A 13,869-nucleotide genomic window follows, 5' to 3' on the forward strand; every position below is an offset into this window, starting at 1 on the left:
AGCCCTATAATGACAAACTGCTGCCTAAGTCTGGTCTAAGTACCACTGCATCCTTTAAATAGACATGAATGATGTCTTTTTGGGAAACAGATGTGTTGACGTGCATCATGATTCTTACGCACATTTTTAAAGAACCTGGAACAGGAATCTCTCTCATGCATACGACCGGAACATATGTCCAGCCAGCGAAATTACGCAATGCCTTTGCAGGAAAAACGGCATTGACATCCTCAGTTGTAGAAATAAAAACGGATGCGACGGAGTCCGGCTCGATATGATTGACCTCAATCAATTTTGCCAAAAGCTCCTCGGTTGCAGATACAATCGCTTCTTCCGTGTTTGCGTCAACCGTTGTCGCTCCTCTCACCCCTCTAATCATGGCTAAACTCCCCCTTCGCTTTAAAAACTTTTGAGTCTTTCAAGAATATCAGCATCATTTACTTCTTGAAGTACCGGTTTCCCTATTTCTTCGAGGAATACAAAATGAATCGTTTCCCCAATGGACTTTTTGTCCTGTTTCATTTTGGTTACTAATTTCTCAAGAGATAAATGATCAGGTATCTTGGTTTGATACCCCAGCCCTTCAACCCATTGGATGAATTCTGGCAATGGAAAAGAGAGCCCTCTATACTCGATACTGAGCTTTAAGGCAAACACCATCCCAATCATGATCGATTCACCATGAGTGAAATTCCCATAGCCCATTTCCGCTTCAATGGCATGACCCAATGTGTGCCCGAAATTCAAAAAGGCACGGACGCCTGTTTCCCTTTCATCTTGACTGACAAATTCATTTTTAATCCGAATTCCTTTTGTTAATGACTTCGATAATTCCTCCAGTTTTAGGGAATTTAAATCATCTATATTGGAGGAAAGCCATTGATAAAAATAAGCATCATTGATAAGGGCATGTTTAATCACTTCCGCAAATCCCGAGCGAATCTCCTGGATTGGCAGAGTCTTAAGCAATTCCAAGTCATAAAAAACAGCCTCTGGCTGATAAAAAGCGCCGATCATATTTTTGCCAAGCGGGTGATTAATGGCTACCTTACCGCCTACGGCACTATCGTGTGCAAGGATTGTGGTTGGTATCTGAATAAATGGAATTCCTCTCATAAAAGAAGCCGCAACAAATCCTGACAGGTCTCCAACAGCACCCCCGCCCAAGGCTAATACGATGGATTTCCGGTCAAGACGGTTCTCAAGTGCGGTTGATAAGGCATTATAATAGACCTCAAAGGTTTTAGCCTTCTCACCCTTCGGAGCAGTAAAAACAGTCGTTTTGAAGGGTTCTAAGACGGTCAGAAGCTTCTCTAGATGAAGCCCTGCAACTGTTTCATCCGTGATAATGAATAGTTTTGTCAATTTAGGAAAGTGATGCGTTAAAAACGGGCCTATGTCTTGAAGGGTACCTTCTCCAACAAAGACAGGATAGTTTTTTGACTTTGTATGGATTTGAATTGTGTCCATTAGAAATCCCTCGCATAGGCACGCTGCTTATCGATTTCTGCCGCAAAGGTGTCGAAACGGTCGCTGTAAAATTGCTCTACTAACGCGTTTGCAAGCTCCCAAGCTACGACACTTTCCGCCACCACAGCTGCCGCTGGAACGGCACAGCTGTCGGAACGTTCAACGCTGGCTGAAAACGGTTCTTTTGTTTCAATATCAACGCTCATTAACGGTTTATAAAGGGTCGGAATCGGCTTCATGACACCGCGGACAACAATTGGCATACCTGTTGTCATTCCGCCTTCAAAACCGCCTAGCCGGTTTGTCAAACGGTGGTAGCCTTGCTCTTTATTCCAAGCTATTTCATCATGGACTTGACTGCCTGGTTTAGAGGCTGCTTCAAAACCAATGCCGATTTCCACACCTTTAAATGCGTTAATGCTGACAATTGCCGCGGCCAATTTTGCATCTAATTTACGATCATAATGAACATAGCTGCCCACGCCAGCCGGCATCCCAGTCGCAATGACCTCCACTACGCCACCTATGGAATCACCATTTTTCTTGGCCTCATCAATAGCATTCATCATTTCCTGCTCCACATTTGGGTCCCCGGTCCGTACTGGTGAATTTTCTGCCCGCTCTTTTAATTCCTTCAGTGTAATTGAACTGTCAACATTCGCCTTTATCCCAGCAATTTCAACAACATGTGATACAAGGTCCACACCAACTAACGACAACAGCTTTTTGGCTGCTGCCCCTGCTGCTACCCGAACCGTTGTTTCACGTGCGGACGAACGTTCAAGGACATTTCTCATGTCACGATGTCCATATTTTATCGCACCATTTAAGTCGGCATGGCCTGGCCTTGGCCGGCTAACTTTTCTTTTTACTTCGTCCTCCTGGCCTTCTTCAAGTGGTTGAGCCCCCATGATTTTTGTCCAATGCTTCCAATCGTTATTTTTAACGACTAAAGCAATCGGAGAGCCGAGTGTCAATCCATGGCGGACACCTGACATAATCTCTGCAGTATCCTTTTCAATTTGCATTCTTCTGCCGCGGCCGTAGCCCTTTTGCCTTCTTGAAAGATCATTATTTATATCATCTGCCTCTAAAGGCATACCTGCTGGAAAACCTTCTAATATTGTCGTTAACTGCGGACCATGGGATTCTCCCGCAGTTAAGTACCTCATTCCCATATTCTTTCCCCCTTCAACTCATTAAAGAATTATGTATCAATATAACATATACAGCCGAATAAACATAGTAGGACAATTCAGAAAAAAGAAATTTTCTTTATGAATGCGTATACAAAAAAGCACTTGTATTTGTCATACAAGTGCTTTTAATATTTGGATTAATAGATCCATTCGTTTACTATTTTTGTGTATTCTGCTAACTCAGCCTCATTGAAGAAAATGCCGATTTCACGTTGTGCACTTGCAGGTGAATCAGAGCCGTGAATAACATTTTTGCCGACCGTTAAGCCAAAGTCACCGCGGATTGTTCCAGGTGCAGCATCCTTTGGATTGGTAGAACCCATCATTTGGCGGGCAGTCGTAATCACGTTTTCACCTTGCCATACCATTGCAAATACTGGTCCGGAGGTAATGAAATCAACTAATTCCCCGAAGAATGGACGCTCTTTATGCTCGCCATAATGCTCAGAAGCAAGTTCTGTAGAGATGTTCATTAATTTTGCTCCAACTAATTGGAAGCCCTTTTTCTCGAAACGGGCAACAATTTCACCAATTAAATTACGTTGTACACCATCTGGTTTAACCATTAAAAAAGTTCTTTCCATCTATTCCACTCCTAAAAATTATGTATATGATTGCTAGCGAAAACAATCCACGAAAATATTAACATTGTTTGGTATAAATGGCAAGACTATAATCAAACTAGAATTTTCTTCTGCCAATGTTCCTGGCAATATCCCGAAGCGCTTTACCTGCTTTGTTGGCAGGCAGTTCCTCTAGAATCGACAGGGCCTTTTCTAAATAAAGGTCACTTAATGCAAGCGATTTTTCAATTGCACCGGTTTGCTTGATCAAAGAAATAATTCTTTCTATGTCGGCTTTTGAGCTGTTTGCATGGACCTTTTCTATTTCTTTCCGGGCTGCCTCATTTTCCATTGCAAACAGAGCGGGCGCCGTGATATTTCCTTGCAGAAGATCACCGCCAGCAGGCTTGCCTAATTCTTTTTCTGTTCCCGTAAAGTCCAAAATATCGTCAATTATCTGATAGGACATTCCCACATAATACCCAAACCGATAAAGCTTTTTATGAATGGCTTCTTCAACATCTGCGGCAACCGCCCCAAGCTGGCAGCTGACAGCAATTAACAAAGCCGTTTTTCTTTTAATTCTGCGGAGATAGTCCCGAAGGTTCTGATTAAAACGATATTTATCCTTAAATTGCTGGATTTCCCCCACGCTTACTTCGACTATGGCATTGGCCAAAATTTTATGGGCTAAAGGATGCTTGATATTAGTCATCAATTCGAGTGCAAGAGCAAACACGAAGTCACCCGTATACATCGCAGTCTTGTTATCCCATTTTGCTTTGACAGTAGGCTGTCCCCTTCTTAAGTCAGCATCATCGATGACGTCGTCATGAACAAGCGAGGCCATATGAATTAGTTCCAATGCAACCGCAACATTCTTCATTACGTTTATATCATAGGTGCCAAATTTTCCTGCAAGCAAAACAAAAACAGGACGAATTCTTTTTCCCCCGGCTTGTAATGTATGCAACGAAGCTTGCTGCAGGAGGATAGACTCTGATTTGATCGTCTCCTCCAGTTTTTTCTCGATTAAACTAATATCCGAATTCAAAAATGAATACATCATTTTTAATTTCATTTGTATCCACCTAGCTTTTCATCCTGTCTTTGTTCCATGTTATTTCTTATGTCCGATATGAACAGCAGCCGCACCGCCGCTGTATGGCTTATATTTAACATTTTGAAAGCCAGCCTGCTCAAACATTCTAGCCAACTCTCTCATCCCTGGAAAATCGCGCGCAGACTCTTGAAGCCAAGAGTATTCCTGGTAGCTTTTCGCAAACATCTTTCCGAATAAAGGCATAATAAAGCGGAAGTAAAAGAAAAACAGCTGTCTGTAACCAATAAGGGTTGGCTGAGATGTTTCAAGGCAAACCCCGATTCCGCCCGGTTTTACAACCCGTTGCATTTCTTTTAGTACCTGCAGGTAATCCGGCACATTCCTTAAACCAAAGCCAATGGTGACGTAATCAAAGCTATTATCAGGAAAAGGCAGTTCCATTGCATTGCCATGGATGAGTTCAACTTGATTCAACCCAAGCTCGCGGACTTTTTCCTTACCTACGTTTAGCATATTCTGACTAAAATCCAAGCCAATCACTTTTCCGGATGGACCGACAGCTTCTGCCATAGCAATTGTCCAATCAGCTGTCCCGCAGCAGACATCCAGTGCTTTTGAGCCAGGCTGTACATTCATTCTTTTCATCGTGTCCTTACGCCATCTAATATGCTGCTGAAAGCTGATAACAGAGTTCATTTTGTCGTAGCTATCAGAAATTTTTTCGAACACTTGATGAACACGTTGTTCTTTCGATTGCTGCATGTTTCACCCTTCTTCCACAAATGTTTTGGCATATGGCTGATATTGATTTAATAAATTGGAAATCCTGTCTTCAAGCAAATGATTTAGAAATGGAAGCTTTGGAATCCCTTTTTCAATTATTTGCTTTGAAAGTTCAAGATACCGGTCACATACCTTTAAAAGCTGATCGTTCTGAATATCCGGCAAGTCTTTGTTATGGTCGTGGAGTGGTACCATTATTTTTTTCAATGCAGCAAATAAAATGGAGCTGCCGGTTTGAAGAAATAAAGCCTTTTCGTTTAATAACCGTTTGAATAGCAAGTAATAGGCTAGAACATCATTCCAAAGGTCGATATTAAAATATTCGGCAAGCTTCGAAAGCAGCGAGGTTTCAATGACCATCATGCTTTTCATCAGCTGTTCGATATCCTCTGACTCGGTAAAATATACTGAAGTCTTATGTTCATTTACTTGCTTAATTCCTTCCGACAGTGCTTTTATCATGAAAATGTCATCTGAATCGGCTAGGAACTTATAATACAATCCGCTAAAATAATCCCCGGCCAAAACAGTAAGCTGCCGGTTTTTTTCCTCATTTGTTGAGGTAATATGTTCATGGGTATCGAGGGCGATTTGTACCAGCATAGTCGAGAGGGCATAGTTTTCCATTTCGTGATAAGACAAATCCATCCGGTCCATGATGGAAACTAAAATTAGGAGTTTATCCTCGTCAACTATTGGGGTCTCAATAAATTGTAGCAAGTAAGGATCAAAAACACGGTTTTCGACTTTTTCCTTAATGCTTATTAACTTTTGTCGAATATCCTGCATTTTTAATCACCCTTGTTCCCCGAAGTAGTATCATTATGTATTCTTATTTCCTAATCCAAAAGGAAAATGCATGTTAAATAATTAAGTAAGAAAAACTCTGCCAATAAACAAGGCAGTCACCATTATAACACATATAAACATCCATGAGCAGGAATTCACAAAATAATTATATTTCTCATCAACTAAGAATACTCTTATAAAAAACAGAAGGACCAAAAAGTCCTCTATTTTTTTATTTCACTTTCAATTTCCCCGTATTGAGTAAGAATTTTGGCATTCCCTCTAATTTTAATAGCAGAAGTATGCTCTGTAAATTGAGCAATTAATACCTCACCTTTATCAAGCTTTTCAGAATGGTGAAATCTTGTATCAGTACCTCTCGTCAGACCAATGACACTAACTCCATCATCATTTGCTTTAATGACAATATAATCACTACTTTGTGGCTGCCGGTTTTCCATCATCATCACCTCTAAAGTTTTAGAAAAAGTTAATTTTTTATTAAGGAGAGCACTTCGGAGCGGGCGCTGACATCCTCGGCAAGTGTTCCACGAACAGCAGTTGTTACGGTTTTTGCTCCCGGTTTTTTCACTCCACGCATCGTCATACACATATGTTCTGCTTCCACCACAATCATTACACCGTGTGGCTCTAATTTTTCCATAATACTATCAGCAATGGTGGAAGTAATTCGTTCCTGCAGCTGTGGTCTTTTGGCAACAGCTTCGACGGCTCTTGCCAGCTTGCTTAAGCCCGTTACACGGCCATTACGCGGGATATAGGCCACATGAGCATGCCCGAAAAATGGGACAAGATGGTGTTCACACATCGAATAAAACGGAATATCCTTCACCAATACCAATTCTTCATGATCCTCACTGAAAATCGTTTCAAAATGCTTTTTAGGATCTTCCTTTAACCCGCTAAAAACTTCTTCATACATTTTTGCCACACGCTTAGGGGTGTCAAGAAGTCCTTCCCGATTTGGATCTTCCCCGACTGCTTCTAATATTAAACGTACCGCCTCTTCAATTTGGGCACGATTTACCTCTGCCATGTTAACTCCTCCTATTTGCCTCTAATAGATGTCAAATACATATTAGCATATTGTTTTCTTAGCAGGCAATTTAACAGTGCCAAAGAAAAAGGCCATGGTGTTTGCCATGGCCTTTGCTCTTAAGCATTCGCTTAAAGCAATAATTTATGTAATTATTTTACTGCGTCTTTAAGCGCTTTACCTGGTTTGAAAGCAGGAACCTTGCTTGCCGCGATTTCGATTTCATCACCAGTTTGAGGGTTACGCCCCTTACGTGCTGCGCGCTCGCGTACTTCAAAGTTACCAAAACCGATAAGTTGAACCTTATCACCATTCTTTAAAGCATCTAAAATCGAATCAAAAACAGCATCAACCGCTTTAGTTGCGTCCTTTTTAGAAAGTTCGCTGGCTTCCGCTACTGCATTAATAAGTTCTGTCTTGTTCATGCCTTTCACCTCCTCCCAAAGGTTTATCGAGATAAATAAGATTACTTATCTACATTTCTAAACACTTTTTCTGATTTCTATACGTTCAACAGCGCAGTTTTATTGTAAAAGTTATAAAAATTACCGCATTTGCAGCAATTTCTAAATCTTTGAAAAAACCTTTTAAAATAAAGGACTGATGCACTACTAACGTAATTCTGTTAAAAGATTATCATAATCAATTCAGCATATCAAGAAGATTTCAAGAAATTATGGGAATCTTTTCTTTTCTTCTACAAAATTCTACTTTATTGGTCATAATTGGGTAGAAACGCATAAAAAAAAGACTCCAGAGGAGTCCAATTTTATAAAATAATGGCAATCAAACCGCCTGAGCCTTCGTTGATAATTCTTTCAAGTGTTTCTTTTAATTTGTATCTAGCATTTTCCGGCATTAAGGAAATCTTAGCCTGAATGCCTTCACGTACGATGGAACTCAAACTGCGGCCAAATATATCAGAATTCCAAATAGAAAGCGGGTCATCTTCAAAATCTTGCATTAGGTAACGGACTAGCTCTTCACTTTGTTTTTCTGTTCCAATAATCGGCGCAAATTCTGATTCCACATCCACTTTAATCATGTGAATGGATGGTGCAACAGCTTTTAATCTAACACCGAAACGGGAACCCTGACGGATTATTTCCGGCTCTTCGAGGCTCATGTCTGAAAGTGTTGGACTAGCAATTCCATAGCCCGTCTGTTTTACCATTTTTAGGGCGTCTGCAATATGATCATATTCCGCTTTTGCATGGGCAAAATCCTGCATAAGCTCTAGCAAATGGTCTTTTCCTCTGATTTCTACCCCGACTATTTCTTTTAAAATATCATCATATAATTCATCCGGAGCAAATAAATCGATTTCAGCTACACCTGACCCCATTTCCACTCCGGCGAGTCCTGCCTTGTCAATAAACTCAAACTCACTGAAATGCTGTACAACCCGGTCGACATCTCTCAATCTCTTGATATCTTTTACCGTTTCCTTAACAGCATCCTGATAGCTTTCTCTCAGCCAATGATTTTCCTTTAGAACCATTACCCAGCTTGGCAGATTGACATTGACTTCAAGAACAGGGAATTCATAAAGTGCTTCGCGGAGTACATTTAAGCAGTCATTTTCCCGCATGCTCTCAACACTCATGGCAATGACAGGAATGTCATATTTTTCAGCCAGGTTGGACCTTAGAGTCTCTGTACTTGGATGATATGGCTGGGCACTGTTCACCACCATAATAAACGGCTTGCCGACTTCTTTGAGCTCTTCAATAACCCTTTCCTCGGCCTCGATATAATTACTCCTTGGAATCTCTCCAATGGTTCCATCTGTTGTAACCAGCACACCTATTGTAGAATGCTCCTGAATGACCTTTCTTGTGCCAATTTCAGCGGCCTCATGGAACGGAATAGGTTCTTCATACCATGGCGTATTAATCATTCTAGGGCCATTTTCATCTTCATACCCTTTAGCTCCAGGTACTGTGTAGCCAACACAATCCACAAGTCTTATGTTGACATCCAAGCCTTCATCAACATGAACAGTTGCGGCCTGGTTTGGAACAAATTTAGGCTCAGTTGTCATGATTGTTTTTCCAGCTGCACTTTGCGGAAGCTCATCCTGTGCTCGCGATCTATCTGCTTCGCTGTTTATATTCGGTAAGACAACAAGCTCCATAAATTTTTTAATGAATGTTGATTTTCCTGTTCGTACTGCTCCGACTACTCCTAAATAAATATCGCCGCCCGTTCTTTCGGCAATATCTTTAAAAATATCTACCTTTTCCAAGTGATCCCCTCCTGATCATAGAGTAAAGTGGGATAGTTTCATCCATATAGGTATTTTTGGACAGTATATGTTTATGATGTTGTCCTACCCAGTTATGACACTTTTCTAAAAATTTTTTACCTCCTTCAAAAAAAATTTCATGTAATGCTGGTATTTACAGTACCTGTAAGGTCAAAATGGATGGAGGGTTTCTATTTATGTTCATCGATACGATGGAATTAGGAATTCGCCGTACCGCGTTTATTTATTGAAAAAAAACCCTTCTCCTACAATATATTTCGCAGGAAAAGGGTTATGACTTTTAAATCTTATTCTTCTAGAAATACCGGTTCATTTGTTTTTGGGTCTACGGTGTAGGGCAGGGAAAAAGCCGGAACGAACATAGAGTTATTGACTAGAATAGGCCGGATATCCTCGCCAGGATTCACCTTCTGGTCTGATTTCTTAATTGCCTGATAAAGGTCAGGGCTGTAATCTATATATACTTCGGCATTCCCAGTGATGACAAAGGATAAATTTTGATTGGAATACGGACTGACGGCATATGGAGGCTCCTTATATCCCAATTTTTTATAGTCTAGAGTAAACACATTTTTGGCAATTTGTTTTTTATAGGGCGGATACCCCATTGCCTTTAATCTTAATTTCATATCCCGGATCGTTTCAGCCATTCTTAAGTCAATAAGTTTCACCGTTGGACTGGTTTCCACATCAACCAAAACGTATTGGAATATACCCCCGTTTTCAAACGCATTACCGGGTGGTTCAGCTATATATTTGGGGGCAATCTTTTTAAAATCAATTGGATACTTTTGATAAATAGGGGTACCCGCTTCTTTCGTTTTGATTGGCAGTATACCGCCATTATCATTTCTAAAATCGTCCACAGCCGTTTGAACTGCTTGTATTTGATCCTTGTAGGGAATCTGATTCTTTGCCAATTCCTCCTTTGGATACATACATCCCGTTAACAGGAAAGCCAAAGCTGCACACAAGCCCAGCATCTTCCACTTCATATAATCACCTTTATATGTATATTTTTCGTCATGTCAGGAATACGATAAGCAGTGTCAGCCCTGCTGCAATCATAAATAGATAGGCAAGAATAGCTGTAACAAAACGGAGTACTCCTGTTAATTTATACCTGCTCAAATAAATGGTAATAATGGCGAGAAACATTAAAGCCATTCCGCCAACGGATATCCACATCTTTAACATACCTGGTGACAACGTAATTCCCCCCTTGTCCGAATGTTATTATAACATAGCTTGTCCTTTTGAAAATAGGCTAAGTTAACGCTTACTGTTGATTGGAGCGGAAATCAACAGACCAGTTTAACAAAGCCTATAAAAATAAAAAACTGAAGTAAAGAGGGGCGAGTTCTTTACTTCAGCCAGGTCAAGACTAAATAACCCATACTCCAGCGTCATACTACCAAGTTGCTTCGTTGCTTCGTTGCATTGTATGCATTTTCATGTTAAAGCGTATCAGAAGAATGCCTATTTTTTGAGGGAAATAGCACATTTTTTTCGTTATATATTTCTTTCATCCAAAATATTAACCAAATCTTCCATCTCATGCGTTTTGCTGCGGCCCATTAATACCTCTACCCCGTCTTTTGCATTTTTGCCATTAAACAAAACATCATAGAGCACACGGGTAATAGGCATTTTTACTTCATATTTTTCGGCCAGCTGGTAAGCAGCTTTCGTGGTTCTGACACCTTCCACGACCATACCCATGCTATCAAGTACTTCCTCTAGAGTTTTTCCTTTCCCTAATAAATTTCCTGCTCTCCAGTTTCTTGAATGAACACTGGTGCAGGTGACAATTAAATCGCCTATTCCTGCCAAGCCGGAGAAAGTTAACGGGTTAGCTCCCATTTTTGTGCCAAGCCGAGCGATTTCAGCCAATCCTCTTGTCATTAGGGCAGCTTTGGCATTATCCCCATAGCCCAAACCATCGGTAATTCCTACAGCCAAGGCAATAATGTTTTTCAAGGCACCACCAATCTCAACCCCAATTACATCGGAATTCGTATAGACACGGAAATTGTGGTTAATAAATAAATCCTGAATTTCTTCAGCTGCCTCCATATTTTCCGAAGTAACCGCAACCGTTGTCGGGTGTCTGAGACTAACTTCCTCGGCATGGCTTGGACCAGAAAGAACAACGACAGCATCTAACAGCTCTTCAGGCATTTCTTCCTTGATGATTTCCGAAATTCTCATCAAAGTATCGGGCTCAATCCCTTTACTTACATGTGTTATCATAATCGGAGAAGTTACGACAGCTTGAATTTTCCGAATGACCTCGCGAATGGCCTTTGTGGGAACCGCTAAAATAACATGCTTAATATTTGCCAAGGCATCGCTTAAGGAAGCATAGCCAACGATTAATTCAGGAAGGTCTATTCCGGGCAAATATTTTTTGTTTATATGAAACTGATTGATTTCTTTAACTTGTTCCTCATTATGGCTCCACAACCGGACCCCGAGTCCATTATCTGCCAGTACCATCGCCAGGGCTGTCCCCCAGGATCCAGCACCGACGACGGCAGCAGCCTTTTGTTTCTCTTCCATTACGATCACCGCCTCAAGGCTATTTTCTTTCTCTTGCATAAATTTTAATAGGAGTGCCCTCAAAGCCAAATGCATCCCTTATCCTGTTTTCAAGAAAACGTTCATAAGAAAAATGCAATAATTCTGGTTCGTTTACGAAAATGACAAAGGTTGGCGGCTTCACGGCAACCTGTGTTGCATAATAAATTTTTAATCTTTTGCCTTTATCCGTTGGTGTCGGATTCATGGCAACCGCATCCATAATAATATCGTTTAAGACACTTGTTTCAACACGCATAGAATGGTTCTCACTAGCCAAATTAATCACTGGCAGCAAGGTATGGATTCTTTTTTTCGTTTTCGCAGATAAGAAAACGATCGGTGCGTAATCAAGAAACAGAAAATGATCTCTGATCTTCTGCTCAAACTCTTTCATCGTTTTTTCATCTTTTTCAATAGCATCCCACTTATTGACGACTATGACGACCGCTCTTCCGGCTTCATGGGCATAGCCTGCGATTTTCTTATCCTGTTCAATGATTCCTTCTTCCGCATTAATGACTACCAAAACCACGTCTGATCGTTCAATGGCCCTAAGTGCCCGCAGCACACTATATTTTTCGGTGCTTTCGTATACTTTACCTTTTTTTCTAATTCCTGCTGTATCGATGATAACATATTCTTGTCCTTCGTACGTATAAGGAGAATCGATGGCATCACGGGTTGTCCCGGCGATATTGCTGACAATTACCCGGTCTTCTCTTAATATGGCGTTAACCAAAGAAGATTTTCCGACATTTGGCCGGCCAATTAAAGAAAACTTAATAACATCCTCATCATACTCTGCTTCTCCGCCCTTTGGAAAATGTTTTGCAGCAGCATCCAACAAATCCCCCAGGCCAAGTCCATGAGACCCCGAAATTGGGATTGGCTCTCCAAACCCAAGTGCGTAAAAATCATAAATCATATCCCGCATTTCAGGATTATCAATCTTATTAACCGCTAGGATAATTGGTTTTTTTGTTTTATAAAGAATTTTCGCTACTTCTTCATCGGCAGCCGTAACCCCTTCTCTCCCATTCGTTAAAAAGATAATGACGTCAGCTTCATCAATCGCCACTTCGGCCTGCTGCCGGATTTGCTCCAGAAACGGCTCATCACCAATATCAATCCCTCCTGTATCGATGATATTAAAATCATGGTTGAGCCATTCGCCTGAGCTATAAATTCGGTCTCTCGTCACACCTGGGATATCTTCAACAATGGAAATTCGTTCACCAACAATTCTATTAAAAATAGTGGATTTTCCGACATTCGGTCTTCCCACAATGGCAATAACAGGTTTAACCATTCAAATCGCCATCCTTTCTTATCCGTTAATCAAACTTTTTTAGTATGTAAAGTTACTAAAAATGATGAAAGAACCCTTCGGGGTACCCCCAGAAAGGTCTAACTATCCTATCTTAGCAAATGTTAATCTCCTCCTGCAACGGATAGGGGGAATAAATCTTGTTAAGAAGATTTTTGTTTTGTTTTTTCCAAAAAATGAAAATGATTTTGCAGTACTGCTCCTGCATTTTCCAAAAGGCTCCAGCCAACCGTTACTGCGGAAATCAACGCACATACATCTAAATAAGCAAAATCTCCGATTGAATGCGGAAATTGAAATTTATTTAAAATATACGCGTACAATAACTCTCCCTGCATGGTTCCGCTAAATATAATCAGCAGTCTCCCCTTTAATGTTTTTTGCAGGATTATAGCCAAATAGCCGATACCGATTCCCATCATCCATTCCTTCTTAAAAATTAACCAAACTGGGTCAAATATTTCGAACAAATGGAAGGTTACGTAGGCAATTGTGATAATTAAAGAACAAATGAGAAGGTATATGATAACCCGCTGCTTTTCTTTGCTTATAAATAAATATGAATAACCTAAGATGATAACCCCGCTTGCATAAACGTCAACCATGCCGAAACTAAAATGATGGTTTGAAAAAATAATCAAGATTAATACTGCAGCCGCAACCCTTAGCCGATACGGATTATCCTTAGGTAAAATAAACGTAAGGTAAACCCAAAACATCCAAAAAATCAAATAAAATGTCGCACCTTCCATACATACACCTCCTA

The 13,869-nt window shown here is 40.6% G+C and carries 16 protein-coding genes; all 16 read right to left on the reverse strand.

Translation table 11 applies throughout. The annotated features are described in order from the left end of the window. Window positions 1–4: 4 nt before the first annotated feature. Entirely contained in the window at window positions 5–379 is a 375-nt protein-coding gene (gene aroH, locus ACFPA1_RS14695) for a chorismate mutase (RefSeq protein ID WP_213145031.1), read from the reverse strand. A gap of 20 nt (window positions 380–399) precedes the next feature. Beyond that, window positions 400–1,470 (reverse strand): 3-dehydroquinate synthase, encoded by a 1,071-nt coding sequence (gene aroB / locus ACFPA1_RS14700; RefSeq protein WP_213145030.1) that lies wholly within the window; start codon window positions 1,468–1,470, stop codon window positions 400–402. Then, on the reverse strand, window positions 1,470–2,642 hold the full coding sequence (aroC, locus tag ACFPA1_RS14705; RefSeq protein WP_213145308.1) for a chorismate synthase: 1,173 nt from the start codon (window positions 2,640–2,642) through the stop codon (window positions 1,470–1,472). Before aroC ends, aroB begins: the two co-directional genes overlap by 1 nt. A gap of 164 nt (window positions 2,643–2,806) precedes the next feature. After that, window positions 2,807–3,253, reverse strand: coding sequence for a nucleoside-diphosphate kinase (gene ndk / locus ACFPA1_RS14710; protein ID WP_213145029.1), 447 nt, complete (start codon window positions 3,251–3,253; stop codon window positions 2,807–2,809). Between the two features lie 97 nt (window positions 3,254–3,350). Continuing rightward, a complete protein-coding gene (gene hepT, locus ACFPA1_RS14715; protein ID WP_213145028.1) occupies window positions 3,351–4,313 on the reverse strand; it encodes a heptaprenyl diphosphate synthase component II in 963 nt (320 codons plus the stop codon). A gap of 39 nt (window positions 4,314–4,352) precedes the next feature. After that, complete coding sequence (locus ACFPA1_RS14720; RefSeq protein WP_213145027.1) at window positions 4,353–5,057, reverse strand: demethylmenaquinone methyltransferase; 705 nt, start codon at window positions 5,055–5,057, stop codon at window positions 4,353–4,355. Between the two features lie 3 nt (window positions 5,058–5,060). Further along, complete coding sequence (locus ACFPA1_RS14725) at window positions 5,061–5,867, reverse strand: heptaprenyl diphosphate synthase component 1 (RefSeq protein ID WP_213145026.1); 807 nt, start codon at window positions 5,865–5,867, stop codon at window positions 5,061–5,063. 224 nt (window positions 5,868–6,091) lie between these two features. Beyond that, a complete protein-coding gene (gene mtrB / locus ACFPA1_RS14730; RefSeq protein ID WP_213120359.1) occupies window positions 6,092–6,328 on the reverse strand; it encodes a trp RNA-binding attenuation protein MtrB in 237 nt (78 codons plus the stop codon). 29 nt (window positions 6,329–6,357) lie between these two features. Next, window positions 6,358–6,924 (reverse strand): GTP cyclohydrolase I FolE, encoded by a 567-nt coding sequence (gene folE, locus ACFPA1_RS14735; RefSeq protein WP_213145025.1) that lies wholly within the window; start codon window positions 6,922–6,924, stop codon window positions 6,358–6,360. 152 nt (window positions 6,925–7,076) lie between these two features. After that, the gene (locus ACFPA1_RS14740) at window positions 7,077–7,349 is read right to left on the reverse strand and encodes an HU family DNA-binding protein (RefSeq protein WP_213120357.1); all 273 of its coding nucleotides are present in this window, start codon (window positions 7,347–7,349) and stop codon (window positions 7,077–7,079) included. Between the two features lie 344 nt (window positions 7,350–7,693). Beyond that, window positions 7,694–9,172 (reverse strand): stage IV sporulation protein A, encoded by a 1,479-nt coding sequence (gene spoIVA / locus ACFPA1_RS14745; protein WP_213145024.1) that lies wholly within the window; start codon window positions 9,170–9,172, stop codon window positions 7,694–7,696. 308 nt (window positions 9,173–9,480) lie between these two features. Beyond that, entirely contained in the window at window positions 9,481–10,188 is a 708-nt protein-coding gene (locus ACFPA1_RS14750) for a hypothetical protein (protein WP_213145023.1), read from the reverse strand. 28 nt (window positions 10,189–10,216) lie between these two features. Then, window positions 10,217–10,402 (reverse strand): DUF2768 domain-containing protein, encoded by a 186-nt coding sequence (locus ACFPA1_RS14755; RefSeq protein WP_213145022.1) that lies wholly within the window; start codon window positions 10,400–10,402, stop codon window positions 10,217–10,219. Between the two features lie 303 nt (window positions 10,403–10,705). Beyond that, window positions 10,706–11,755: an NAD(P)H-dependent glycerol-3-phosphate dehydrogenase gene (locus ACFPA1_RS14760; RefSeq protein ID WP_378583938.1), complete on the reverse strand. Its 1,050-nt coding sequence runs from the start codon at window positions 11,753–11,755 to the stop codon at window positions 10,706–10,708. A gap of 19 nt (window positions 11,756–11,774) precedes the next feature. Beyond that, window positions 11,775–13,085, reverse strand: a complete 1,311-nt coding sequence (gene der / locus ACFPA1_RS14765; RefSeq protein ID WP_213145020.1) for a ribosome biogenesis GTPase Der — start codon at window positions 13,083–13,085, stop codon at window positions 11,775–11,777. A gap of 161 nt (window positions 13,086–13,246) precedes the next feature. Then, window positions 13,247–13,855: a hypothetical protein gene (locus tag ACFPA1_RS14770; protein WP_213145019.1), complete on the reverse strand. Its 609-nt coding sequence runs from the start codon at window positions 13,853–13,855 to the stop codon at window positions 13,247–13,249. Window positions 13,856–13,869 lie beyond the last annotated feature (14 nt).

It is taken from the genome of Neobacillus sp. GCM10023253 (assembly GCF_042653105.1).
Taxonomy (GTDB): domain Bacteria; phylum Bacillota; class Bacilli; order Bacillales; family Cytobacillaceae; genus Neobacillus; species Neobacillus citreus.

Bases quoted from the DNA above. Each gene is read 5' to 3' on its own strand.
- der (WP_213145020.1), bottom strand. From the start codon at position 13,085: ATGGTTAAACCTGTTATTGCCATTGTGGGAAGACCGAATGTCGGAAAA.
- aroH (WP_213145031.1), bottom strand. From the start codon at position 379: ATGATTAGAGGGGTGAGAGGAGCGACAACGGTTGACGCAAACACGGAA.
- ACFPA1_RS14770 (WP_213145019.1), bottom strand. From the start codon at position 13,855: ATGGAAGGTGCGACATTTTATTTGATTTTTTGGATGTTTTGGGTTTAC.
- aroB (WP_213145030.1), bottom strand. From the start codon at position 1,470: ATGGACACAATTCAAATCCATACAAAGTCAAAAAACTATCCTGTCTTT.
- ACFPA1_RS14720 (WP_213145027.1), bottom strand. From the start codon at position 5,057: ATGCAGCAATCGAAAGAACAACGTGTTCATCAAGTGTTCGAAAAAATT.
- aroC (WP_213145308.1), bottom strand. From the start codon at position 2,642: ATGAGGTACTTAACTGCGGGAGAATCCCATGGTCCGCAGTTAACGACA.
- ACFPA1_RS14750 (WP_213145023.1), bottom strand. From the start codon at position 10,188: ATGAAGTGGAAGATGCTGGGCTTGTGTGCAGCTTTGGCTTTCCTGTTA.
- hepT (WP_213145028.1), bottom strand. From the start codon at position 4,313: ATGAAATTAAAAATGATGTATTCATTTTTGAATTCGGATATTAGTTTA.
- folE (WP_213145025.1), bottom strand. From the start codon at position 6,924: ATGGCAGAGGTAAATCGTGCCCAAATTGAAGAGGCGGTACGTTTAATA.
- ACFPA1_RS14760 (WP_378583938.1), bottom strand. From the start codon at position 11,755: ATGGAAGAGAAACAAAAGGCTGCTGCCGTCGTCGGTGCTGGATCCTGG.
- mtrB (WP_213120359.1), bottom strand. From the start codon at position 6,328: ATGGAAAACCGGCAGCCACAAAGTAGTGATTATATTGTCATTAAAGCA.
- ACFPA1_RS14740 (WP_213120357.1), bottom strand. From the start codon at position 7,349: ATGAACAAGACAGAACTTATTAATGCAGTAGCGGAAGCCAGCGAACTT.
- ndk (WP_213145029.1), bottom strand. From the start codon at position 3,253: ATGGAAAGAACTTTTTTAATGGTTAAACCAGATGGTGTACAACGTAAT.
- ACFPA1_RS14725 (WP_213145026.1), bottom strand. From the start codon at position 5,867: ATGCAGGATATTCGACAAAAGTTAATAAGCATTAAGGAAAAAGTCGAA.